Origin of the sequence: Chryseobacterium sp. W4I1 (assembly GCF_030816115.1) — a bacterium.
Lineage (GTDB): Bacteria > Bacteroidota > Bacteroidia > Flavobacteriales > Weeksellaceae > Chryseobacterium.
The window spans coordinates 388,314-412,486 of record NZ_JAUSXQ010000001.1 but is presented as its reverse complement, the minus strand read 5'-3'; the positions used below and the strand labels follow the sequence as shown (position 1 = coordinate 412,486).

17 protein-coding genes and 1 pseudogene are annotated in these 24,173 nt (G+C 38.2%); 4 read left to right on the top strand and 14 right to left on the bottom strand.

Annotation, left to right across the window (positions count from 1 at the left end; translation table 11 throughout):
* Positions 1-71 precede the first annotated feature (71 nt).
* Positions 72-2,540, top strand: coding sequence for a T9SS type A sorting domain-containing protein (locus QF044_RS01950; protein WP_307263012.1), 2,469 nt, complete (start codon positions 72-74; stop codon positions 2,538-2,540).
* Positions 2,541-2,550: 10 nt separating this feature from the next.
* Here the strand turns inward: QF044_RS01950 and QF044_RS01945 are convergent, their stop codons facing one another.
* From QF044_RS01945 to QF044_RS01905, 9 genes and pseudogenes are all read right to left on the bottom strand, one after another.
* Positions 2,551-2,712, bottom strand: a complete 162-nt coding sequence (locus QF044_RS01945) for a hypothetical protein (RefSeq protein ID WP_307263009.1) — start codon at positions 2,710-2,712, stop codon at positions 2,551-2,553.
* A 24-nt stretch (positions 2,713-2,736) separates the two neighbouring features.
* Positions 2,737-4,452: an ATP-binding protein gene (locus QF044_RS01940; protein ID WP_307263007.1), complete on the bottom strand. Its 1,716-nt coding sequence runs from the start codon at positions 4,450-4,452 to the stop codon at positions 2,737-2,739.
* Positions 4,453-4,457: 5 nt separating this feature from the next.
* A pseudogene (locus QF044_RS01935) lies at positions 4,458-5,568 on the bottom strand (sensor protein KdpD).
* Between the two features lie 414 nt (positions 5,569-5,982).
* Positions 5,983-7,068, bottom strand: coding sequence for a porin (locus QF044_RS01930; RefSeq protein ID WP_307263005.1), 1,086 nt, complete (start codon positions 7,066-7,068; stop codon positions 5,983-5,985).
* 237 nt (positions 7,069-7,305) lie between these two features.
* Entirely contained in the window at positions 7,306-7,863 is a 558-nt protein-coding gene (gene kdpC / locus QF044_RS01925) for a K(+)-transporting ATPase subunit C (protein ID WP_307263003.1), read from the bottom strand.
* A gap of 10 nt (positions 7,864-7,873) precedes the next feature.
* Positions 7,874-9,913: a potassium-transporting ATPase subunit KdpB gene (gene kdpB, locus QF044_RS01920; protein ID WP_307263001.1), complete on the bottom strand. Its 2,040-nt coding sequence runs from the start codon at positions 9,911-9,913 to the stop codon at positions 7,874-7,876.
* A 170-nt stretch (positions 9,914-10,083) separates the two neighbouring features.
* The gene (kdpA, locus tag QF044_RS01915) at positions 10,084-11,778 is read right to left on the bottom strand and encodes a potassium-transporting ATPase subunit KdpA (protein WP_307262998.1); all 1,695 of its coding nucleotides are present in this window, start codon (positions 11,776-11,778) and stop codon (positions 10,084-10,086) included.
* A gap of 778 nt (positions 11,779-12,556) precedes the next feature.
* Positions 12,557-13,882, bottom strand: coding sequence for a sigma-54 dependent transcriptional regulator (locus QF044_RS01910; protein ID WP_307262997.1), 1,326 nt, complete (start codon positions 13,880-13,882; stop codon positions 12,557-12,559).
* Positions 13,883-13,982: 100 nt separating this feature from the next.
* Positions 13,983-14,468: a GNAT family N-acetyltransferase gene (locus tag QF044_RS01905; RefSeq protein ID WP_307262995.1), complete on the bottom strand. Its 486-nt coding sequence runs from the start codon at positions 14,466-14,468 to the stop codon at positions 13,983-13,985.
* 128 nt (positions 14,469-14,596) lie between these two features.
* Between QF044_RS01905 and QF044_RS01900 the strand changes: the two genes are divergently transcribed.
* Positions 14,597-17,464: a pitrilysin family protein gene (locus QF044_RS01900; protein ID WP_307262994.1), complete on the top strand. Its 2,868-nt coding sequence runs from the start codon at positions 14,597-14,599 to the stop codon at positions 17,462-17,464.
* Positions 17,465-17,589: 125 nt separating this feature from the next.
* On the opposite strand, the gene QF044_RS01895 is transcribed toward QF044_RS01900, so the two are convergent.
* From QF044_RS01895 to QF044_RS01880, 4 genes are all read right to left on the bottom strand, one after another.
* On the bottom strand, positions 17,590-17,895 hold the full coding sequence (locus tag QF044_RS01895) for a hypothetical protein (RefSeq protein ID WP_307262992.1): 306 nt from the start codon (positions 17,893-17,895) through the stop codon (positions 17,590-17,592).
* A 23-nt stretch (positions 17,896-17,918) separates the two neighbouring features.
* On the bottom strand, positions 17,919-18,668 hold the full coding sequence (locus QF044_RS01890; protein ID WP_307262990.1) for a GNAT family N-acetyltransferase: 750 nt from the start codon (positions 18,666-18,668) through the stop codon (positions 17,919-17,921).
* Positions 18,665-19,663, bottom strand: coding sequence for a polysaccharide deacetylase family protein (locus tag QF044_RS01885; protein WP_307262988.1), 999 nt, complete (start codon positions 19,661-19,663; stop codon positions 18,665-18,667). Before QF044_RS01885 ends, QF044_RS01890 begins: the two co-directional genes overlap by 4 nt.
* Positions 19,664-19,732: 69 nt before the next feature.
* Positions 19,733-21,871, bottom strand: a complete 2,139-nt coding sequence (locus QF044_RS01880; RefSeq protein ID WP_307262985.1) for a S46 family peptidase — start codon at positions 21,869-21,871, stop codon at positions 19,733-19,735.
* Positions 21,872-22,289: 418 nt separating this feature from the next.
* Between QF044_RS01880 and QF044_RS01875 the strand changes: the two genes are divergently transcribed.
* The gene (locus QF044_RS01875; RefSeq protein WP_307262983.1) at positions 22,290-22,778 is read left to right on the top strand and encodes a copper resistance protein NlpE; all 489 of its coding nucleotides are present in this window, start codon (positions 22,290-22,292) and stop codon (positions 22,776-22,778) included.
* A 31-nt stretch (positions 22,779-22,809) separates the two neighbouring features.
* On the opposite strand, the gene QF044_RS01870 is transcribed toward QF044_RS01875, so the two are convergent.
* Positions 22,810-23,457, bottom strand: a complete 648-nt coding sequence (locus tag QF044_RS01870) for an MgtC/SapB family protein (RefSeq protein WP_307262980.1) — start codon at positions 23,455-23,457, stop codon at positions 22,810-22,812.
* A gap of 140 nt (positions 23,458-23,597) precedes the next feature.
* Between QF044_RS01870 and QF044_RS01865 the strand changes: the two genes are divergently transcribed.
* Positions 23,598-24,152 (top strand): YdeI family protein, encoded by a 555-nt coding sequence (locus QF044_RS01865; RefSeq protein ID WP_307262979.1) that lies wholly within the window; start codon positions 23,598-23,600, stop codon positions 24,150-24,152.
* Positions 24,153-24,173 lie beyond the last annotated feature (21 nt).

Genomic DNA, 24,173 nt, shown 5'->3' with positions numbered 1-24,173 from the left:
AAAAACTAAAAAGTAATTATTTTTCGTAATATAATTTTTTATATATTTATAAAAACAAATATCACGTAACTATGAAAAAACTCTACTTTTTTGTGCTATTTCTGGCACACTTATCTGTCATAGCACAGATTGTCAACATTCCGGATCCGGTTTTTAAGACTAATCTGCTTTCTGGAAATGCGAGCAATGAAATTACACAGAACCTTGCCGGACAATGGGTAAATATAGATACCAATAATGATGGCGAAATACAGCTTTCCGAAGCTGCCAATATCCGGAGCATTAAGATTTACAGCTCAAATGCCAGCCCTTATCAGATTTCCTCCATAGAAGGTGTAAAATCATTTATCAATCTGGAATATCTGGATGTATCAGACTCCCCAAACATTCTGTCTGTTGACATTAGCGGCATGCTGAAAATCAGACTGGTAAGCTTTGAAAACAACACCAATATGTCTGCGGCTAATTTTACAGGCTGTCCATTACTGGAAAATATTAATGTATCAAATGCCAACATTGTTAATCTTGATATTTCCAATCTTCCGAAAATGAATATCCTAACCTGTACCGGAGGAAAAGTTCAGTCTATTAATTATTCAGGAAGTACAACAATGAAATTTTTGCTCTGTAGTTTTAATGAAATATCCAATATTGATGTAAGTTCACTATCAGAACTCTATCGATTTAATATTTCCGGAAACTCTCTTACAAATCTCGATGTCAGTAACTTAACGAAACTTGAAGACCTGGTATGTTCAAGCAATCAGCTGACATCGATCAATCTTCAGAATACGCCTAAATTAAAATCACTTGAAACCAGTTACAATAATCTGTCTACCATCAATTTAAGTCAAAGTCCGATCTTAAATTATCTGAGAATGTTCAACAATCAGCTCACCACCATTGATCTCTCGGCTGTTCCTTTACTACAGACGCTTTTTCTGAATAACAACCAACTTACTTCTCTTGATATAAGCCATAATACTATCCTGAATTCAATCAATGTTCCTAATAATAATTTACAGAGTCTGTTCATAAAAAACGGCAGACTCACGATTGGAAATTATCAAAACAACCCCAATTTAAGCTATATTTGTTGTGATGATTCAGAAATAAATAGTATCATCAGCCAAAATGCGACATACGGATATAATAATGTAACGGTGAATTCTTATTGTTCATTCACTCCTGGCGGTACTTTTTATACTATCAAAGGCCATACGAAATTTGATATTAATGGAAACGGCTGCGATCCGGCAGATTTAAATAAAGCATTCCAGAAATTTAATATTGCCGGAGGCGGAACTACCGGAAGTATTATTGGGGATCACTCCGGGGACTACTCTATTCCGGTACCGGCTGGATTGCATACTCTGACGCCAGTTCTTGAAAACCCAGCCTACTTCAGTATTTCACCAACATCTTCAACAGCCAATTTCCCGGCACAGGCAAGCCCTTTAATCGGGAATTTCTGTATATCAAGCAATGGTTCACATCCTGATCTTGAAATGGTAATCATTCCGTTGAATTCTGCGGTACCAGGGTTTAATTCAGATTATAAAATCGTTTTCAAAAATAAGGGCACAACCATGCAGTCCGGAACAGTTGTATTTAATTTTAATGATAGTTTAATGGATTTTATTAATGCTTCAACATCTCCTTCTTCACAATCAACGGGCGTTTTAAGCTGGAATTTCACCAACCTTCTTCCATTTGAAACAAGAGAGATCAAAGCTAAGTTTGAATTGAATACTCCGACCGATATCCCACCTGTAAACGATGGTGATATTCTGCATTATACTGCCCAGATCAATGGGTCTCCTGATGATACACCAGCCGATAATATCTTTACCCTGAACCAAACAGTGATAAATTCTCTGGACCCGAATGATAAAACCTGTCTTGAAGGCACAATGATCGCACAGGGCCAAGTGGGAGATTACATTCATTACCTTATCCGGTTTGAAAATAACGGTACGGCCAATGCAAGGAATATTGTTATAAAAGATGAGATAGATGCTGAGAAATTTGACATTTCTACCTTGATTCCATTAAGTGGAAGCCACAGTTTTATAACAAGAATGACCGGAACGAACAAGGTCGAATTTATTTTCGAAAATATACAGCTTCCGTTTGATGATGCCAACAATGACGGATATATTTCTTTCAAGATCAAAACAAAATCTACTTTGACCATAGGTGATGTGTTCAGTAATACCGCAAACATCTATTTTGATTATAATGCACCAATTATCACAAATACTTATACCACTACTGTTCGTGGCGTATTGGCTACAGCAGAAATCAAAACAGGCAAAGAAAATGTAAGTATTTACCCGAATCCGGTACAGGATGTTCTTTACATCAAATCCAATGATGAAATTGTGAAAGCCGAGGTGTATGATGCTGCAGGAAGAATTTTGATCACGACAAGTGTAAAAGGTAATACTATAAATGTTTCTGAACTGGCGAAAGGAAATTATATTATTAAACTGTTTACCAAAGACAAAACGATGGTTCAGAAGTTTATCAAAATTTAAACTAATAATCTTATCTATATCTGCAGGGCTGTGAAAATTTTTTCGCAGCCCTTTTTGTTATTTTAAAAACAATAATTATATAATTATCCTGTGCAGTTTTAGACTGAATGATTCTGATCTGTGATTTATCTTTGAAATAATCAATATAAGCTTCTCCGGTAAGGATTTTCACTTTTTCGATTTGTTTATAACCTGTTTAAACCACCGGCAGCCTGAAATAAAAAGTACTTCCCTGATTGGGAGCACTCTTCACTCCTATTTCGCCGTTTTGCTTTTCTATAAAATTCTTAGAGATGGCAAGACCCAGCCCAGTACCGTTCTGCTGTTCTCCCGGCACCTGGAAATAACGGTCAAAAATCTGGCGGTGGTACTTTTCATCAATACCGCTTCCCGTATCGGCAATACTGAACTGAATCATTGAGTCCGTTTTTTCTATCCTAATACTAATATTTTCGTCCTGGAAAGAATGCTTTACCGCATTGGTGAGGAAATTATTCATTACCCAGACTGTTTTATCGAAATCGGCAGTAATGAAATCATTGTCGTCAATCAAATATTCGGTATTGATCAGAATATTTTTCTGTTCAGCCAATTTTTCAACATTTTTAACGGCAGTCTGCACCACTTCTTTAGGTGAACATTTTTCCACGGTAAGGCTAATATTTCCGGTTTCTACCTGAGAGAGATTCAGCAGTTCTCCGGTGATATTCAATAGCCTTTGGCCATCATCATTGATACTTTTTAGCAGTTCTTTCTGCTGGTCATTCAGCGCTCCAAATTTTTGGTTTCCGAGCAGCTGTACGCCCATTTTTATAGCGGATATCGGGGTTTTCAGTTCATGGGAAATGGTAGCAATGAAATTGGTTTTAGCAAAATCAAGCTCCTTGAAAGGCGTAATATTCCTTAAAAGGATCACCTTTCCAATATATTTCATTTCCTTTTCACCGGTTTTTACAATATTAATAGGAACAATATCCTGTTCAAAATAATTTTCTTTATGATCACACACAATCTTGATCGGCTCTTTTACCGGATGATCAATATTTTTAAGTAGTTCACGCATCAGATCGTTATTAACCGCTACTTCATGAGCTGTTTTGCCGATAATTTCTTCTTTATGAAGACTGGTGATCTTCAGAGCTTCATCATTGATCATGTAGATAAAGTGATTTTCGTCTAATCCGATCACTGCATCATGCATATTATTCACCAGCGTTTCAATCCTTTTTTTATCCATCAATTGTTTGGAAAGGCTGCTGCTTTCGTATTCCTGAAGCTTTTCTGCCATGGTATTAAAGGAATCCGCCAGGCTGTTAAATTCTTCACTGCCTTTAAAATGAACTCTTTCATTGTAATTTTTAGCGGCAATCTGCCTGATACTGAAGGTTAGCTGATTGATAGGTTCCGCAATGGTCTGCGGCAGGTTAAAAAGTAAAATAAAAGCGATCAGGAAACATACGGTTCCCAGACTTACAATCCAGAAAGTCGCATTTTCAGCAGTAATGATGGCAATATCACTTTTCCTCTCAATACCTTTCATATTCAGGGACATGATCTTGGCCAGGTCTTCACGGATAAGCTTCTCCTTTTCTGGAGAAGGCTGTTTCAGATAGCTGTTGAAATGAAGGTTCAGGCTTTGAGTGGCTTCTTTTTCTCCAAATTCGGTAAGATTTTTCTCCTGCAGCTTATTATTTTTCTGAAAATCATTTACTGCAACAGCACTGTCGATGCTTATTTTGTCCAATGCCAGAAGCATATTCTTGGAAAACTCCAGACTGTTATAATTGGCGGTCAAAATCTTTTCAGTGTCGGATTTCAGCTTATTGATATACACCGATCCGATCACTGACAAGAGAACGATCAGTAAAAATAAAAGACCTACGCCTAAGGTGAGTTTTGTTTTAAGTTTCATTACTTCTAAGATAAAATAATAATATCTATCTGCTTTTCATTCAGTCTGTTCATCAGTGTGTAGATCCAGCTATAGCCGGAAAGGCGCTGCCAGAGCTTTGCATGAGGCTTTCCGATGCATACTGTCGTGATATTATGGGTAATTACATACTCCAAAATTCCATTGTGAACACTGCTTTCTTTTACGCGGACCACTTTCGCTCCCAATTCCTGTGCTAAATTAAAATTATTAATCAAATACCGTTGTTTGTCGAGGGCTATTTTTTCAGGATTTTCTGATGGCTTTTGAACATACAAGACCGTCCACTGACTGTTGTAATAACTTGCCAAACGGGCTGTTTTCCGAATGATGTTCTTAGCAATCTTTTCATTACTGCTGATGCACGCCAGAAATTTTATCGGTTTAAAATTCTCTGTTTTGATTTCCGTTTCCACCTTTCTTTCTACATGGGCAGCCACTTCTTTTAAGGCAAGCTCCCTGAGTTGCAAAATATGTCCGCTTTGAAAAAAATTGGTAAGCGCGGTCTGGATCTTCTCTTTTTTATAAATTTTTCCTTCTTTCAGACGGGTCAGCAGTTCATCTGCGGTAAGGTCTATATTGACTACCTCATCAGCAAGACTTAAAATTTTATCCGGAACACGTTCTGTCACTTCTATTCCTGTAATATTTTTCACTTCTTCATTTAAGCTTTCGATATGCTGGATATTCATGGCACTGATGACATTGATTCCGCTATCAAGGATTTCCAGTACATCCTGCCATCTTTTTTTATTTTTTGAACCTTCTACATTGGTATGCGCTAATTCATCCACGAGAACGACCTCCGGATGTTCATTGATGATGGTCTGAAGATCCATTTCTTCCAGATTTTTACCTTTATAAAAAACGGATCGTCTTGGTATTTCGGGAATTCCATTGGTAAGGGCTACGGTTTCTTCCCGGTTGTGGGTTTCTATATATCCAATCTTTACGTCAATGCCGTTACGCAGAAGAGATTGTGCCTCCTGAAGCATCCGGAAAGTTTTTCCCCACGCCTGCGCTCATCCCGATATAGATCTTGAATTTTCCTTTCCGGGATTTCTGGATCAATTCTAAAAAATGTTTTGCTGATGACATTGATTTTTTGCTTAATTAATTTCTAAAACACAAAAGGCACAAAAGTTTTTTGTTTTTGAATACCTTGCAAGGCATAAGTAAGTTACGGCTATTCTGGATATTTTTTCTTGAACCACCCCGTCAAAAATTCTTTGAATTTTCGCCACCCCTCCAAGGGAGGGGAATTTTTAGCGGCTCATAATTATTATTCATCAGTATAAGAAACCTTTGATTTTTTAAAAACTTATATGATCTCTTATTCACAAAACATTTAACTTCAAATAACTTAAATGTTATAATCTTTTGTGACTTTTGTGGTTGTTCTTCTCACCACAGATGGCACAGATTTTCACAGCTGTTTATGCCCGGAATTCAGTATATAAATTAAGTGTTAAAAGCTTTTGTGACTTTTGTGATTAATTATTTTTTTACTTTCTAAAACCAGGCAGCCAAACTTGTTGTGATAAAGAAATTTCCCTGCTTCATCTCACCATTCTTCACGAAAATGGCATCTTTAGAGGTAAATCCTCTGGCTTCTGTACGGAAAACCACGTTTTTAAGAATGGCATAATCCACATTCAGGGAATATCCGAAGGTTTGGAAACCATTAGGCGTTTTAGTGCTGATGATGACACCGTTTTTATCGTTGTAATATTCAACTCTTCCTGCCAGGGCCCACTTGCTGTCCAGCTGGTATTTCATTAACACATTTGGAGTGTACCAGATGTTATAACTGCTGCTTCCTTTCTCTTTCTGCTCTGCCCCAATATCGAACCCAAGCAAAGCTGAGAATTGGTCTGTCAACTGAAAATTCCCGTAAAGATCATGGAAATACCGCATTCTTTTTTCAGCTTTCGATTTGTCGTTTCCGATGAAAGAACTGCTGTTCAGTGTAATTTTATCTGTCGGTTTGTAGATCACCTGGTGTCCGAAAGAAATGCTTTGGTTTCCTTCCGGTTTTGCAATACGCTGCCAACCATTAAGTACAAGGCCACTTAAAAACCATTTTCCGTTGTCTGAAGTATAAGAAACCTTTGCTCCCGTTTCAAAATAAGGAGAATTTTCAGCCGCAAAACTTCTGGTCAGATTGATATTATCTTTTCCTATAGCACTTTCCCAACCGATGTGGGAAGGCATAATCCCGGCATCAATCCACAAATTTTTGTTTCTTGAAATCTTAATCCCAATATTTGCTTCGTTGACGTATCGCAATGCATCCTGCTCGGCAGCCATATTGTCCTGCGCATACGTTCCGGCCATTAAAGCTACGTTGGCACGAAGGTTTTCACTCTGATAATTTGCTTTTACCAAGCCTAAATTCAGATTAAGCTCATTATGTCTGTTGTAGGAATATAAAAAATTCTGACGGAGATGATTGGCAGGTTCATTAAAATCATAGGTGTAGAAAAGTTCTGCATAGGCAGAAAAAGTCACTTTATTTTCTGTTTTTAATGAATCTGATGATTGTGCTTTTGGGAAAAAGATCCCCAGTATAATTCCTAGAATACTATATTTTTTCATAAAAGTTCTAAAATTGTATCTTGTTCTGACCTGGGAAATGGAGGCGTTAAAAAAAATAATTGATGTGAACGTTAAAAAAATTCTTGTGTTTGAGTGCGGGAAAAAATATAACCCAATGATAAATAATCTTCCCGCACGAGTTTAGAATTTTTAGAGAACATCATTTATTTTTAGCCGGAATTTCCAAGTCTTGAATTTTTGTTTCTTTTGTTTCAAGACAAAAGAAAATAAAGTTTATTATTTTAATTGATCCAAAGCAATATTAAGTTTCAGCACATTTACTTTTGATGGTCCTAAAAGTCCTAAAAACGGTTTCTCTGTCTGATTTTTCACTAAATCTTTTACTTTTTCCTCCGAAAGATTTCTTACTTCTGCAATTTTCTTTACCTGATACAAGGCTCCTTCTTCAGAAATATCAGGATCCAAGCCGCTTCCACTGGCTGTAACCAGTTCTACAGGAATTTTTGCATTTCCCATTCCCGGATGTCCCATTTTTAAAGTGTCTATTCTTTTTTGGACGGTTTCCAGATATTCGTCGTTACTTGGACCTTTATTGCTTCCACCGCTTCCTGCTGCATTATAATTAACAGATGATGGACGTCCGTGAAAATATTTTTCAGATTTGAATTCCTGCCCGATATTCGCGTAAAACTTCTGTCCGTTCCGGGTAATGATCTCTGCATTTCCCTTCGTAGGCAATATTTTTGAGCCTCCATATACGATAAGCAGATAAATTCCTACGACAGCCAGCATTACAATAGTCAGTCTGAATGCTGCAACAATATGATTTTTCATTTTTTAAATTTTAATAGAATAAACTGATCACTAAATCGATGATTTTGATGCCAATGAATGGAACAATAACACCACCCAAACCATAGATTAAAAGGTTTCTTCTTAGCAGTGCACTGGCACCAATAGGTTTATAAGCTACACCTTTTAACGCTAATGGAATAAGGAAAGGAATGATCACGGCATTGAAAATAACGGCTGATAATATCGCTGTTTCCGGGCTGTGAAGATTCATAATATTCAATTTCTGAAGCGAAGGAATGAAAGTGATAAATAATGCCGGAATAATGGCAAAATATTTAGCAACGTCATTCGCAATACTGAAAGTCGTCAGTGTTCCACGGGTCATTAGCAACTGTTTTCCGATCTCTACAATCTCGATCAGTTTCGTAGGGTCATTGTCAAGGTCCACCATATTACCGGCTTCTTTTGCAGCCTGTGTTCCGCTGTTCATCGCTACCCCCACATCAGCCTGAGCTAGGGCCGGAGCGTCATTCGTTCCGTCTCCCATCATGGCAACCAGCTTGCCTTCCTGCTGTTCTTTTTTGATGTAGTTCATTTTGTCTTCGGGCTTAGCTTCGGCAATGAAATCATCTACGCCTGCTTTTTCAGCAATGAATTTTGCGGTCAGAGGATTATCTCCGGTTACCATCACCGTTTTCACCCCCATTTTTCTCAGTCTCTGGAAACGTTCCTGAATTCCTGTTTTAATAATATCCTGAAGTTCGATGACGCCCCAGACTTTTTCATTAACGCTTACCACAAGAGGCGTTCCCCCGTTTTCGGAAATTTTGGTAACGGCATCCTGGGTTTCTTTCGGGAAGATATTCCCGGCTTTTTCAGTCAGTTTTTTTATCGTGTCATACGCTCCTTTTCTGATCCTTGTGTCTTCAAAATCAATCCCTGAGGTTCTTGTTTCCGCTGAGAAATCTATATAGACCGGGTTGGGAACAAGAAGATCTTCTGATTTCAGCTGGCTTAATTCTATGATGGATTTTCCTTCCGGTGTTTCATCTGCCACAGAACTTAAGGCAGAAGCCTTAATGAAATCTGACAATCTGATTCCGTCAGCAGGGTGAAATTCCGTCGCTTTACGATTTCCGATGGTAATGGTTCCTGTTTTATCAAGCAGCAGTACATCAATATCTCCGGCAGTTTCTACTGCTTTACCACTTTTAGTAATTACATTCGCTCTCAAAGCTCTGTCCATTCCGGCAATCCCGATTGCAGAAAGCAGACCTCCAATGGTTGTGGGAATCAAACAAACGAAAAGTGATATAAATGCCGCAATGGTAATGGGAGTCTGCGCGTAATTTGCAAAAGGTTTTAAAGTGAGTGTTACGATAATAAAGGTCAGGGTAAATCCTGCCAAAAGTATAGTTAATGCGATTTCATTAGGTGTTTTCTGTCTTGACGCTCCTTCTACAAGGGCAATCATTTTATCTAAAAAGGATTCTCCGGGTTTGGTTGTCACTTTTACTTTTATTCTGTCGGAAAGAACCTTTGTACCTCCCGTTACAGAACTTTTATCACCACCGGATTCACGGATCACAGGAGCACTTTCTCCGGTGATTGCCGATTCATCAATAGTAGCAAGTCCTTCAATAATCTCCCCGTCCATAGGGATCTGATCCCCGGTTTCACAAAGGAAAATATCGCCCAGTTTCATTTCGGCAGACATCCTGAGAACAGTTTCTACCTGAAAGCCGGGTTTGTTGTCCACCACCACTTTAGCGGGAGTTTCTTCACGGGTTTTTCTGAGGGTATCTGCCTGTGCTTTTCCTCTGGCTTCTGCAATGGCTTCTGCAAAATTGGCGAAAAGAACGGTGAAAAATAAGATAATAAATACGGTAAAGTTATAAGCAAAGCTCCCCTGTGATTGATCTCCTGTAAGACTGAAAAGACTTACGATAAACATCACAACCGTTCCGACTTCTACCAGGAACATCACGGGATTTTTAAACATGATTTTCGGATTCAGCTTGACGAAGGACTGTTTGATCGCTTCGTTCACCAAATCTTTTTGAAACAATGTCTGTGATTGATTTTTCATTTTTTTGAAAGAGTTATATAATTGTAATCAACGGTAACCATTAAGACAGATTAAAACGAAAAGGAGTGAAAATGGATAATATATTCAGGTGAATGTTTAGATGAGTTTAGACTGGTTCCCTGATATTTCAATCTTCCTAATGGTTGACTATTGATTTTAATCTTTAATATTTATTTAGAGAAATACTGGATCTGTTCTGCAATAGGTCCTAATGTAAGGGCCGGGAAGAAAGACAACGCCGCAATAAGAAGGATCACCGCCAGCGTCATAAAGCCGAAAGTGGCCGTATCCGTTTTTAGCGTTCCTGAACTTTCCGGGATGAATTTTTTCTGTGCCAATAATCCTGCAATCGCTATCGGTCCGATGATCGGAATAAATCTGGATAACAGCAACACGATTCCTGTTAAGATATTCCACCATGGGGTATTGTCACCAAGCCCTTCAAATCCGGAACCGTTGTTCGCAGAAGAAGAAGTAAACTCGTACAACATTTCACTGAACCCGTGGAAGCCCGGATTATTCAATGTTTTGGCTCCAAATTCCGGCAGATAAGCCGTTAATGCAGTTCCTACCAATATTAAGAACGGATGGAACAGCGCAACGATCATGGCGATTTTCATTTCTTTGGCTTCGATCTTTTTACCCATGAATTCCGGCGTCCTTCCTACCATCAAACCACTGATGAATACAGCGAGAATGATAAAGATGAAATAATTGAGAATTCCGACACCGCAGCCTCCGTAGAAGCAGTTGATCATCATGGCCAGCAGTTCGTTCATTCCGGAAAGCGGCATTGTGCTGTCATGCATTGAGTTCACGGAACCTGTTGAGATCACTGTCGTTGCGATACTCCAATATCCTGAAGATGCACTTCCGAAACGGATTTCTTTGCCTTCCATAGCTCCAAGACTGCTGTCGGCACCCATTTGTGTGATCAGTGGATTACCGTTTGTTTCATTGACAATATTTGGAACGGCAAGGGCCAGAAAACCAACCGTCATTACGGTAAATATTACCCATGACAGTTTTCTCTTTTTCAGGTAAAATCCCAAGGCAAAAACCAATGCAAACGGAATGATCATCTGAGTGACCATTTCAGTCATATTCGTTACATAATTAGGATTCTCAAGCGGATGTGCTGAGTTGGCTCCGAAGAAACCTCCTCCATTGGTTCCCAAATGCTTGATTGCCACAAAAGCGGCTACAGGACCTCTTGAAACATCAATTTTCTGTCCTTCCAGCGTTGTGATATGATCTTTCCCTTCGAAAGTCATCGGGCTTCCGTTGGCAGAAAGGATCATGGCAACAAGGATACTCACCGGAACGAGTATTCTGATCACAGATTTAGTAAAAAAATCATAGAAATTCCCTAATTCTGTAGTTGTTTTATCTTTAAAAGCTTTGAAAAGAACAGCCATAGCCGCCATTCCGGTAGCTGCGGTCACAAACTGCAGGAACATCAGATAAAGCTGGCTTAAATAACTGACTCCCGTTTCTCCTGAATAATGCTGAAGGTTACAGTTCACCAAAAAGGAAATAGCTGTATTAAAAGCGAGATCAGGTGACATATTCGGGTTTCCGTCTGGATTTAAAGGAAGCCACGCCTGGGTCATCAGGATCAGGAATCCTATAACGAACCAAACCAGGTTGATCGTCAGCATGGCATACATATTCTGTTTCCAGGTCATCTGACGGGCCGGGTTAATTCCTGATATTTTATAAATTAATTTTTCAACAGGTTCAAAAACAGGATCCAAAAAGGTCTTTTTGTACCCGTACACATTAGCAATGTATTTCCCAAGAAATATTCCAATAACTAATGTAATGACAAACATGGCAATAACGCCTAAAATTTCTGTATTCATGACCGGTTAAAATTTTTCAGGTTTTACCAAAACATAGCAGATGTACACAAAGGCCAGAATTGAAAGGAAAAATAAACTCCACATAGCTTTATATTTTATCAAAAAATTCAACGGATTTGTAAAGAAGCCAGAACATCACTGCAAAAAGCAGGATTAAACTTATCAGCATCATATCGAAATCATTAGGATTAAAAGAGTAAGAACTACATACGCTACTACCAGCTGACTGAAGCTGGTGTGCTCACGTTTTTTGAACGTTTTTCTTGAAATTGTCATTTTTAAAATATTTTATTCACATCCTATAGGCCAAAAGAAGGTCCATTTCAAAAATAAAACACCCAAACAACTAATAACCAAATATTTAAATAAAATAACTCAACCATACCAAAACACGAAAGCCTATCATTTTGATAGGTTCGTTTATTGAAATGATAAGGGTTAGATGTGAGACATCAGATTTCAGACGGAAACTGTCAAGGGTGAATTTTGCTTCGCAAGTGAAGAGTGAATTCAAGATTCAAGAAACAAGAGCCAAGAGCCAAGATTTCAGATACCAGACCTCAGACCTCAGATTTCAGACATTACCACTGGTGGCTTCGGGAGACTCAGCCACCAGATATTGGTCTTTTATTCAATATTTCCGGATTCATGGCTTTTGGTCCGTATTTCATTTTTATAACTCTCGGACGCTCAAACTCTCCGACCCTGCATCCCGAAACGCTAAAACACTCAAACCCTAAAACTCTCCGGCGCTCAAACCCCGAAACCCGGAACCCGTCTACCTCCATCCATACTCCTCCAGCTTACGGTACAGCGTTGCAATACCGATTTCCAGCAGTCTGGCAGCTTCGGCTTTATTGCCTTTTGTGTATTGAAGGACTTTTTGGATATGAATTTTTTCAAGGGATCTCATGCTTAATGAGTCGCTTTCAGGAATGATTTTATCTGAATAATGGGGTAAACTTTCCGCATCGAGGATGTTGTTTTCCATCAGAATAAGGCTTCTTTCTACCGCATTTCTCAATTCGCGGATATTTCCTTTCCAGTCGTTTTTTTCAAGGGTTTTATAGTAATCAGGGTTCACCTGAAGATTTGAAAGGTGAAGTTTGCGGGAGAACATATCGATGAAGTTTTTGGCCAGCATTTTCAGATCTTCTTTTCTTTCACGCAATGGCGGAAGATGGATTTCGAAAACATTCAGTCGGAAATAGAGATCTTCCCGGAACTGGCCCTGCTTAATTTCGTCTTCCAGGTTTCTGTTGGTGGCGGCAATCAGTCTGAAATCGGACCTGGATAATTTGGTCTCACCCATTTTGATGAATTCTCCGGTTTCGAGAACACGCAGTAGTTTGGCTTGAAGTTCTATAGGCATCTCTCCTATTTCGTCCAAAAATAAAGTTCCTCCGTTCGCTTCTTCTATCAGACCTTTTTTATCTTTTACAGCACCTGTAAATGCTCCCTGCTTGTGTCCGAAAAGCTCACTCTCCAGTATTTCTTTGCTGAATGCTGAACAGTTGATGGCTACAAAATTGTTTTTCTTTCTGTCACTTCCTTCGTGAATGGCATTGGCGAAAACTTCTTTTCCAGTTCCTGTTTCTCCGGTAAGAAGAACAGCAGCATCCGTTAAAGCTACTTTCTCAGCCAGCTTTTTAGACTGAAGGATTAAAGGAGAAGTTCCGATAATCTGTCCGAATCCTTTTGACACGATGGTTTTCTGACCAATTTTGGAACGATTGTCTTTTACTTTTTCCAGGGCTTTATACACCAGCGGAATGATTTTCTCGTTATCGTCTCCTTTTACCAAATAATCATACGCCCCATTTTTCATAGCCTGAACAGCATCGGTAATATTTCCGAAAGCAGTCATCAGAATGATTTCAAGGTGAGGATATTTGGTTTTGATGGATCTTACCAGCTCTACCCCAAAAGCATCGGGAAGGCGGACATCACATAAAACGACATCGAATTCATGCTGCTCAAGCATTGTCATTGCGGAACGTGCTGTTGAGGCTTCTTTTACGTTAAAATCTTCTTGGGAAAGAATCATTCCTAATAATTTCAGGAGCTTGATCTCGTCATCGATGATCAGAATGTTTCCGTGCATGGTGTGGTTTTTTGGAAAACTACTGCAAACTTATTGAATTTATTTTGGAAAGACGCATAGAAAGTAAAGAAGACTGATTAGGGTACTTTCCCGGGTATTGTTATGAATGAGAATATTTCATCATTATATTTGAATCCATTTCGTCCTGTTCAGACTTATCAACTTCTACAAAACCTGCCTTTTCATAAAGTTTAAATGCTTTAAAATTATCATTTTTAACTTCAAGGTAGATTTCAATGTTCTTAAACTGGTTATACGCTTCTTTTATAACCTTCTGAATCAGATTTAAACCTATATTGTTACCCTGATATTCTTCTTTAACGTACATCTGGTAAATATTTCCTCTGCCATATTCATCTTTAACAAAAGTGCAGATCCCAATTAACTGGCCATCATTAAAAGCTCCCACGACAAACCTTTCTGCCAACTCATTCTCAATATCATATTCTATTCTGAACTTTTCAGTTTTTAATGCTTCATTATAATCGGCTCCGAAAGATTCAGGGAATTTTTTCAGGCTTTCCAGTCTGATTGATCTATAGATTTTGCTTTCTCCGGGTAAAAGCTTGCGGTAATGAATATTCATTGCAATCTTGGTTTGTTCTGTATAAATTAAAAGTATAGATGCAATAATAAGGAAATTCTGATTTGTTCCTTCCCGATTCCTTACATTTGTAATGCATTCTGATTTTTAGGAATGAAATGAGTTAGCTTATGATTGATAGAAGATACAAAGAAACGGTTCATAAAGATAAAAACAACTACGAATATATCACGATTCCCAATGATGAAAATAAGGTAAGAATTTACACGTTAAAAAACGGCTTAAAAGTTTTTCTGGCCCAAAATTTTGATGCTCCAAGAATTCAGACGTATATTCCTGTGAGAACAGGAAGTAATAATGATCCGGCTGATAATACCGGTTTGGCGCATTATCTGGAACACATGATGTTTAAAGGTACGTCAAAAATTGGGACACAGAACTGGAAAAAGGAAAAGGAACTTCTTGACCAGATCTCCGCATTATATGAGGAACATAAAGCGGAACAGGATTCTGAAAAGAAGAAGGAAATCTATAAAAAAATTGACGAAGTATCCCAGGAAGCCAGCCAATACGCGATCGCCAATGAGTATGATAAAGTGATTTCTTCCCTTGGAGCCAGCGGAACGAATGCCCATACATGGTTTGATGAGACAGTATATAAAAATAATGTTCCGAATAATGAACTTGAAAAATGGCTTAAAATAGAAAAGGAAAGATTTTCAGAAATTGTTCTCCGTCTTTTCCATACAGAGCTGGAATCGGTATATGAGGAATTCAACAGGGCTCAGGATAACGATTCCAGACTTGTGAATTATGAACTTATGTCCGCTCTTTTTCCGACCCATCCAAACGGACAGCAAACGACACTTGGAAAGCCCGAACACCTGAAGAACCCTTCTATGAAGGCTATTCATAAGTATTTTGATGAGTATTACGTTCCGAATAATTACGCAATGGTTTTGGTTGGCGATCTGGATTTTGAGCAAACGATTCAGCTTGTTGATCAGTATTTTGGAACGATTCCTTACAGAGAGCTGCCAAAAAAGACGCCTGTCATTGAACAGCCATTAACGGAAATTGTAAAGAGAACGGTAAAAAGTCCAACGACACCAAGGGTGCAGCTGGCGTGGAGAACAGACAGCTACGGAACCAGAGAAGCCATGCTGGCAGATATTACAGCTAATATTCTCAGCAACAGAGGTGAAGCGGGATTGCTTGACCTTAATATTAACCAGACGCAAAGAATGCTTTGGGCTCAGGCCTTTTCTGTAGGTCTGAAGCAGTATGGATATTTTTCCATCGTAGCCGTTCCGAAGGAAACACAGACTCTGGATGAAGCGAAAGATATGGTTCTGGAGCAGATAGAGCTTATTAAAAAAGGAGATTTTCCGGACTGGATTCTTCCTGCGATCATTAATGATTTCAAAATTCAAAGGATGAAAGGCCTTGAAACGGCAGATGGACTGGCTACCAATCTTTATGACACCTATATCAAAGGCAGAACCTGGGAGCAGGAACTGAATGAAATGGATGAGTATGAAACCTTCACCAAGGAAGATGTTATAGATTTCGCCAATACTTTTTTTAAGGACAATTATGTTATTGTGTACAAGGAAAAAGGCATTAATGATCAATTGGTAAGAGTTGAAAACCCCGGAATTACCCCGATTAAAATAAACCGGGATGCACAGTCTGATTTTTTAAAGGAAATTATTGCAGAAAAAACGGAAGATATACAGCCGGAATTCATTGATTATGAAAAGGAAATCCTTACAGACACGGTTAAAGATAAAAAACTGAGCTTCGTCCGTAATAAATACAATGATATTGCGCAGGCACATTTTATTTTTCCTTTCGGGAGTGATCACGACAGGGATCTTGGAATTTCTACTCAGCTGCTGCAATATCTTGGAACCGAAGATCTTTCGCCTGAAGATCTGAAGAAAGAGTTCTTTAAAATAGGAATCAGCAATGATTTTAAAACAACAAACGACCAGCTTCTGATCTCACTGAGCGGACTGGAAGAAAATATAGAAAAAGGGATTGCGCTCCTCCAGCACTGGATGTATGGCGTGAAACCGGATCAGGAAATCTACAGACAGTTTGTAGAAACCGTTCTGGAAAACCGCCAGGCCACGAAAAAAGATAAAAACCGCATCATGACGGCTCTGACCAATTATACAAAGCTGGGCAGCTTCTCCCGTTACACGGATATTATTTCTAAAGAAGAACTTGAAAGCAGCAGCGCGGAGGTATTTGCTGACCGTATGAAAAAGCTTTTTAAATTTCCTTATCAGCTGTTTTTCTATGGAAAAGATCTTGAAAAGTTCAAACAATATATTGGCAATTACGTAGAAAATGTAAGCTATCAGATTCCTGAGCCTAAGCAATATCCTGAACCGGAAACGAGCGGAAATGTTTATTTCACAAATTATGATATGGTACAGATGGAAATGAGCAAAGTGGGAAGAGGACATCTTGCCGATACCTCGATATACGGAAAGGTAAATGTATTTAATGAATACTTTGGGAGAGGGCTTTCATCTATCGTTTTCCAGGAGATCCGTGAAAGTAAAAGCTTAGCATATTCTGCCTATGTTTCTTATGCTGCGAATTCTGAACTGGGGCATCCTGACTATATTACAACATACATTGGGACACAGCCTGATAAGCTTCAGATCGCTGTAGATACGATGGATGAGCTTATGAACGAGCTTCCTGAAGTACCAATCCAGTTTGAAAATGCCAAAAACGCTGCCCTGAAACAGATTGCTTCTACAAGAATAACCCGAAACAATATATTTTTCAATACGTTAAGGCTGAAAAAAATCGGAATCTATCATGATTTCAGAAAAGATATTTATGAGCAGATTGAACAGCTGAATTTTGAAGATCTGAAGCAGTTCTATCAGACAGAAATCAAACCGATCCATTTTAATACAGCCATTATCGGTAAAAAAGAAAACCTGAATATGGATGCGGTGAACCAGATGGGATCCTTTAAAGAACTTAAGCTGGAAGAGATCTTCGGACATTAATCTTACAGTTGATCATAAAAAAATTCGAGGACTTGTTCTCGAATTTTTTCATGTATCTTGATATAGGATTCTTATAATCATTCAAGAGAAAACCTATATCTGTATTTAAAAATCTCCATTACAATTTACGTCATCATACAATCCCCGTCTCCATCCTGATAGGCTGGATCAAATCCTTCCGGAAGATGCTCTATCAAAAGTTTGTGGAATAAATATTTCCTTTCGAAATCACGCTCATAGATCTTTGGAAATATCTTTGAATTGTCAATCTCTTCATTCAATTCTTTTTGGTAGCTAGTTAAGGCTTTTACTTTATTTTTGACAATAAAATAACTCAGAACCTGAATAAAACGGTCAAAATCTGATGCTGAAAAAAGATAAGGAATTTTAAGATACCCATCCCGAAGCTGCAGCAGCGAGCAGGTTATCAAAACATTGTGATTATCATAAACTTTTACCCAGAAATATTTAAAAGTATCTGCATAACTTGAAAAGAGGTATTTCTCATCTTTTTTTTTCCTTCCAAAACCCAGGGATTTTTAATGAACACATTGATTTCATCAGCATTCCGTCTGCTTTCAAACGTTGACATAAACACTGAACTCTCAGTGTCAATATGATTCAGGATTTCAAATTTAAACTTAGGCTTCTTTAATGGGCTGTTTTTTAAAGCAATTAAAGAATTAGCTGCTATATCTGTTATTTGAAAAAGAGGCGTCAAAACCTTTATTCCAGGCTTTTTCTCTGGAATCATTTTAGCAGCATCCGTCCGGAAATAGTAACGTTTACCCGCTTTTGGGAAAACATACTCGAAGACACCCAACATATTGTAAAGGGCTTCTGCTTCTTTGGTAAATTCCGTCGCAATGATATTACCATTGTATTCTTCAAACATTTTGTTCAGGAGCGCTTTTGCAATCCTTTTTCCACGGAATTCTTCACTTACATACAATGTGCTAAGCCACGCATAATGGAAAATTTCTCCATTAATATTATAACTATCAGGAAAACAACCTACATATCCGGCGAGTTTTCCATCATAAAAAGCCAAAACCAAAAGTGTCTGGTCATCTAAAGCTTTCAGGTTTCTGATGTGGGATTTTGCACGGTGTTCTGAAATGGGAAGAAAATCAAAACTGCGGAAATCTCCGGATGAAATAAAATCGTCAAGTTCTTTTCTGTTAAATGTCTTCAGCTCTGTCATCTTCTCACAATTTTATTTTTGTTGATCATTTTTTTCAGCCTGAAATAAGCAGCTTCTTTTTTCAGTATTCTTTCCGCACTTTCACCCATTTCCATCGGAACTCTGTGAAAATGCCTTTCTATACTGTCTAATTTAGTTCCTGCACTTCCAAAAGAGCAGAATATCTCTTCATTTTTAAACAGCTCATCAAAGAATTCTTTTTTCACTCCAAAGTCTGTAAATGGAAAAGCAAAACTTTCATACAGAAATCCATTTTCTTTCAAATAATTAAAGGTTCTGGCTGTACTTTTCATCTGCTCTACCAATGATAATTCTCCGTATTTGGGATGATCCCAGCTGTGAGAGGAAATTCCAAATCCTTTTTTAGCCAGTATTTTTAACTGGTCTGTAGTCAGATAAGGTTTGTATTCCTTTAAATAATCTTCCCAACTGATCTCCAATTTTCCGGCGAGTGTGTCCAGAATATCTTTTTTTTGGTAATTAATATGTAAAACCTGCTGTTTTAAAGCTTCTTTTGTCTGATTTTCAAGTGCTAACAACTGATACACTTCAGGATCTATTGTTCTTCTTTTTTCAAGAGTATCAATGATCAAACTGGCCTTGCACCGGAACATCAGTTCATGGTTATCTATAAACGCAGGGTTTATAAAATTATAGGCATAGATTCCTTTCCTTTCCAGAACAGGAAGCACGGTATCATAAAATTCCCTGAAACCATCATCAAAAGTAAGCAAAGCGATCTTTTTCCCAGGCTTAAAATGTCCTTTGACAAAATCTTTGAATTCTGACCAGTTGACGAACTGAAAATGTTTTAAAAGGCAGTCCAGGTCTTCTTCAAACTGTTTCGTATTTTTATATTGAATGATGTGTTTTACATGGGGCAAATTTTCATCAGAGACACAGTGATAAACAGCCAGACAGTAATCCAGCGGAAAAGAGTTTCCGAGATTTTCCTTTTCAAAAGCAGCAAGTATATTGATGATCTTATCTTTCATCTCTGTTAAATAAAAAGAATCTATTCAAATTGGATTTAAATAGATTCTTAAAGGTATGACTTTTATGTATTATTTTATCACCTTCATCTCATCGATAAGCCATTTGGAGTCGGCATATTTATCGATAATGAAGAGAATATATTTGGTATCTACCATAATGTTTCGGCTGAAACGAGGGTCATAATTAATGTCACTCATCGTTCCCTCCCATTGTCTGTCAAAATTAAGACCTACAAGGTTTCCATTGGCATCCAGGGCAGGGCTTCCTGAGTTTCCTCCCGTAGTATGGTTCGTAGCAGTAAATCCTACCGGAACATCACCTGTTTTATCTTTATAGAAGCCGTAATCTTTTTTGTTGTAAAGATCAATCAGCTTTTTAGGAACATCAAATTCATAATCCCCTGGAACATATTTCTCGATAACTCCTGCAAGGTGGGTCTGGTATCCGTACGAAACAGCATCTCTAGGGGTAGAACCTTTTACCTTTCCGTAGGTCACACGAAGGGTAGAATTGGCATCCGGGAAGAATTTTCTGTCTTTATCCGTTGTCATCTGCTGCGCCATGAATTTTTTCTGCTGATCATCAATCTTCGCCTGAAGAGCCATAAACTGAGGGTCGGCCGTTTTCATATAGGTTTCCTTCATAGAAGCATACAGCTGATAAATAGGGTCTTTTTTCAAAGTTTTGATCAGCTTTTCCTGGTTAGAAAATGCCTTTTCAATATCAGCAGTTAGCCCAGCTCCATTGACCTGGGCTCTTCCTGTGATGATTGAATTTTTAGACATTTCTTCAATGACAGGAATATTCTGATTTTCATCTTTATACTTGCTGAAACCTGTTGGAAGAAACTGAGGGGCCGTTTTGTTGGCATATAAGGCCAATAATTTTGCTGTTACTTTGGCATCAAGCTCTGCACTGTAATCTTTGTAGAAAGAGCTTATTTTTGTTTTTAACTTAGCAACTTCTTTATCGTCCATTCTTCCTGCCTCAACTGATGCAATGTAGTCGTAATAATCTCCAGCGAGCTTAAGAGTTTCAGCATTTCTTATCACTTCTGTATAATAAGCATTGTTCAGTGCGTAAGGAGCCTGGTCATTGTATAGTTTATTCAATTGATCTAAAGTTCCTTTTATCTCAGAATTTTTAGCAACAAGAGAGCCTTCATACATTACTTTCTTTTCAACAGCATTGGATTTTTTCAATCCTTCCACTTCTCCGATCCATTTTTTCCAGTAGTTGGCTACTGAAGCATATTTTGAAGCATATTTGATCCTTGTTTCGCTGTCTGTACGCATTTTCTCGTCCAGTGTTTTCAAAGCCACCTCACGTACAGCGATTCTTGCAGGATCAATATCTGTCATGATCTTTTCTACAGCTACTGCCGGAAGGTATTCCGTTGTTTTTCCAGGGAATCCGAATACGAATGTAAAATCGTTTTCGGCTTTATCTTTTATAGAAACCGGAAGGTAATGTTTCGGAACGTAAGGTACATTGTCTTTTGAATATTCAGCAGGCTTATTATCTTTTCCTGCATAAATTCTGAACATGGAAAAATCTCCGGTATGTCTTGGCCAAACCCAGTTATCTGTATCACTTCCGAATTTCCCTATGCTTTGAGGCGGTGCCCCAACCAGACGGATATCTTTATAGGTTTCTGTAGTGAAAGCGTAATATTTGTTACCATAATACATTGGTTTTACAATGATAGACTGATAAGATTCTATTTTCTGAGCGTTTTTATAAACCTCAATATTTTTATTGATCTTTTTGGTAAGTTCCGGCTCCACAAGGTTATCCGTACCTTCCAAAATCTGATCAGTCGCTTCTTTGATATCTACGATAAAGTCTACTTTTACACCCGGATTCGGAAGTTCTCCGTCTGGATTTTTAGCCCAGAAACCGTTGGAAAGAAGATCATTCTGAACGGTAGAATGTGCCTGGATCTGTCCGTATCCACAATGGTGGTTGGTGAGCAATAATCCTTTAGGCGAAATAATCTCCGCTGTACATCCGCCGTTGAACTGTACTACTGCATCCTTTATACTCGGCTTCTGAGTATTGAAAATGTCTTTGGCAGAAATCTTCATTCCCAGATCCTTCATTTCCTTCTCATTCAACTCTGTAGGAATCCACATTCCTCCATACTGTTGTGCAAATGCCATTGCTGCCGGCAAAAGAAATACAGATAAAAGTATCTTTTTTGTCATAATCAAAATTTTGCCCCAATTTACAAAGAATATTGTACATATGCCTTACGTGGATGGTGAAATATGGGATTGAGGAAAAAAAGCAGAAATTCAAATAGGAGACTTTTGGGTTAAGGTTGAAATTGAGATGGGAAAATGTGAATGGTGAATTTTGCTTCGCAAGTGAAATGTGAATTTTAGAAGGAAGAATCAAGAGCAAAGATTAAAGATTAAAGACATCAGAATCCAGATCCAGATGTCAAAAATTAAATGTTAGATATAAAATTTTAGAACAAATAATTAGACTAAAATCTAGTAACCCATAACCTCAAACCATTTCCACGTCTTAAAACTCTCTTACCCAAACCACACTGCCGCTGGCTCAGTTTTTGTTTCAAAAAAAGGACTTAAGTATTAATGTATCTAAAATTATTTCATCATGATGAATAGCAAAATGTTCATTCTCGGAATTGCATCGGCTGCTTTTTTAGCGTCGTGTAATCAAAAAGAAAAAACCACTGAAACCACTGACGCTGTCAGTGATTCAGCTACTGTACAGACCGTAACTTCTGACAGCATTACAAAAGCTACTCCTACCGCTGCCGGTGATACCTCAGAAAATGCTCTGGACTGGCCAGGTACCTATGAAGCAGTTATTCCGTGTGCTGACTGCCCGGGAATCAAAACTTCCCTTACACTGAACAATGACAAAACATTCAGTATTACAGAGGAATATGTGGACAGAAATTCTAAAAACCAGGATAAAGGAACTTTTCAGTGGGATGCTGCAGGAAGTGTCATCACATTAAAAGGAAAAACGGCCAATTATAAATATAAAGTGGGCGAAAATATTCTGATACAGCTGGATATGGACGGTCAGGAAATTACCGGACCGAACAAGGATCTGTATGTTTTCAAGAAAAAATAAAGGCTCAGGCCTTTATTTTTTTGCTTTTACTTTAAAACTGATATGCGGCCACTTTAGGATCATTAATCAATCTTCTTACCACCTCATCATGTTTTGTATGCTTGCCGGTAAGCCTCCAGGTTATGGAAAGGTTTCCCTGAGCATACTGCAATTTGATCATCAGGTGTTTCAGATGATGATCTTCAAATATTTTTTCGCAGTATTGGATGTCTTCCGAACCAGCCACGGTTATTCTATATTCCCGGATCTTATGACTGCTGTCTATAAAATTCTGAAGATAGATCAGTGCACTGAGTATTAAAAGTACCAGTGCGGTTCCCAAAAGTGAAAGATAAACATATCCCGAGCCTACCGCCATTCCTATGGAAGCAGTTGCCCAAATAGTGGTGGCCGTTGTAATACCGTCTATTTTATTGTCGCCCTTAAAAATAACACCTGCACCCAGAAAACCAATCCCGGTAATAATGTTAGCGGCCAGCCGGTCGGGATTCTGCACCCCTATTTTGATAGAAAGTATAGTAAACAAGCAGGATCCGAAGCAAACCAGGATAAAGGTCCGCAGTCCGGCAGATTTATTGCGGTATTCCCTTTCTGCACCGATCAGCAGACCAAGAAAGACGGAAATAAGAATCAGCAGCAGTTCATTTTGGATCGTATAATGATCCTGAAGAAATTCCATTGTTTAGCATTTTACCATACTAAAATTACGATAAAAAAGTTAATCAGAATATTTTTTAAGGTATGGACTTTATCCTGTAAATTTCTGATTTAAAAGAAAACTTTTGTAATATTACATTTTAATACTAATAAAGACTCACCATGGTTCCTCTATTTTTTGCAACAAAGGAAGAATTCAGAAAGTGGCTGGAGGAAAATCACACGAAAGAAAAGGAAGTTCTGGTTGGCTTCTACAAAAAAGGCAGCGAAAAAGCTTCTCTGAACTGGTCTGAATCTGTGGATCAGGCATTGTGTTTCGGGTGGATAGACGGCGTAAGAAAATCATTAGATGCGGAAAGTTATTATAACCGTTTTACGCCCAGAAAACCAAACAGTACCTGGAGCATTATCAACATTAAAAAAGTGGAAGAGCTGACGAAAGCCGGATTAATGACTCCGGAAGGTCAGAAAGCATTTGAGGCAAGAAAAGAAGACAAAACAGGAATCTATTCACACGAAACAGAGCAGATTCTGGATTCTGTATATGAAAAACAGTTTAAAATGAACCGTATTGCCTGGGAGTTTTTTGAAAAGCAGTCTCCTTCCTATAAGAGAATAACCATCCACTGGCTGATGAGTGCGAAACAGGAAAAAACAAGGCTTTCAAGACTGGAAAAAGTCATTAGCGAAAGCGAACAATTAAGGAGATTAAAATAAATAAACGATATACTTAAAAAA

Coding starts and splice junctions, on each gene's coding strand:
- kdpC (WP_307263003.1), bottom strand. CDS start 7,863: ATGAAAAATCATATTGTTGCAGCATTCAGACTGACTATTGTAATGCTG.
- QF044_RS01940 (WP_307263007.1), bottom strand. CDS start 4,452: ATGAAACTTAAAACAAAACTCACCTTAGGCGTAGGTCTTTTATTTTTA.
- QF044_RS01905 (WP_307262995.1), bottom strand. CDS start 14,468: ATGAATATTCATTACCGCAAGCTTTTACCCGGAGAAAGCAAAATCTAT.
- QF044_RS01865 (WP_307262979.1), top strand. CDS start 23,598: ATGGTTCCTCTATTTTTTGCAACAAAGGAAGAATTCAGAAAGTGGCTG.
- QF044_RS01950 (WP_307263012.1), top strand. CDS start 72: ATGAAAAAACTCTACTTTTTTGTGCTATTTCTGGCACACTTATCTGTC.
- QF044_RS01880 (WP_307262985.1), bottom strand. CDS start 21,871: ATGACAAAAAAGATACTTTTATCTGTATTTCTTTTGCCGGCAGCAATG.
- QF044_RS01885 (WP_307262988.1), bottom strand. CDS start 19,663: ATGAAAGATAAGATCATCAATATACTTGCTGCTTTTGAAAAGGAAAAT.
- QF044_RS01930 (WP_307263005.1), bottom strand. CDS start 7,068: ATGAAAAAATATAGTATTCTAGGAATTATACTGGGGATCTTTTTCCCA.
- QF044_RS01875 (WP_307262983.1), top strand. CDS start 22,290: ATGATGAATAGCAAAATGTTCATTCTCGGAATTGCATCGGCTGCTTTT.
- QF044_RS01910 (WP_307262997.1), bottom strand. CDS start 13,882: ATGCACGGAAACATTCTGATCATCGATGACGAGATCAAGCTCCTGAAA.
- QF044_RS01890 (WP_307262990.1), bottom strand. CDS start 18,668: ATGACAGAGCTGAAGACATTTAACAGAAAAGAACTTGACGATTTTATT.
- QF044_RS01900 (WP_307262994.1), top strand. CDS start 14,597: ATGATTGATAGAAGATACAAAGAAACGGTTCATAAAGATAAAAACAAC.
- QF044_RS01870 (WP_307262980.1), bottom strand. CDS start 23,457: ATGGAATTTCTTCAGGATCATTATACGATCCAAAATGAACTGCTGCTG.
- kdpB (WP_307263001.1), bottom strand. CDS start 9,913: ATGAAAAATCAATCACAGACATTGTTTCAAAAAGATTTGGTGAACGAA.
- kdpA (WP_307262998.1), bottom strand. CDS start 11,778: ATGAATACAGAAATTTTAGGCGTTATTGCCATGTTTGTCATTACATTA.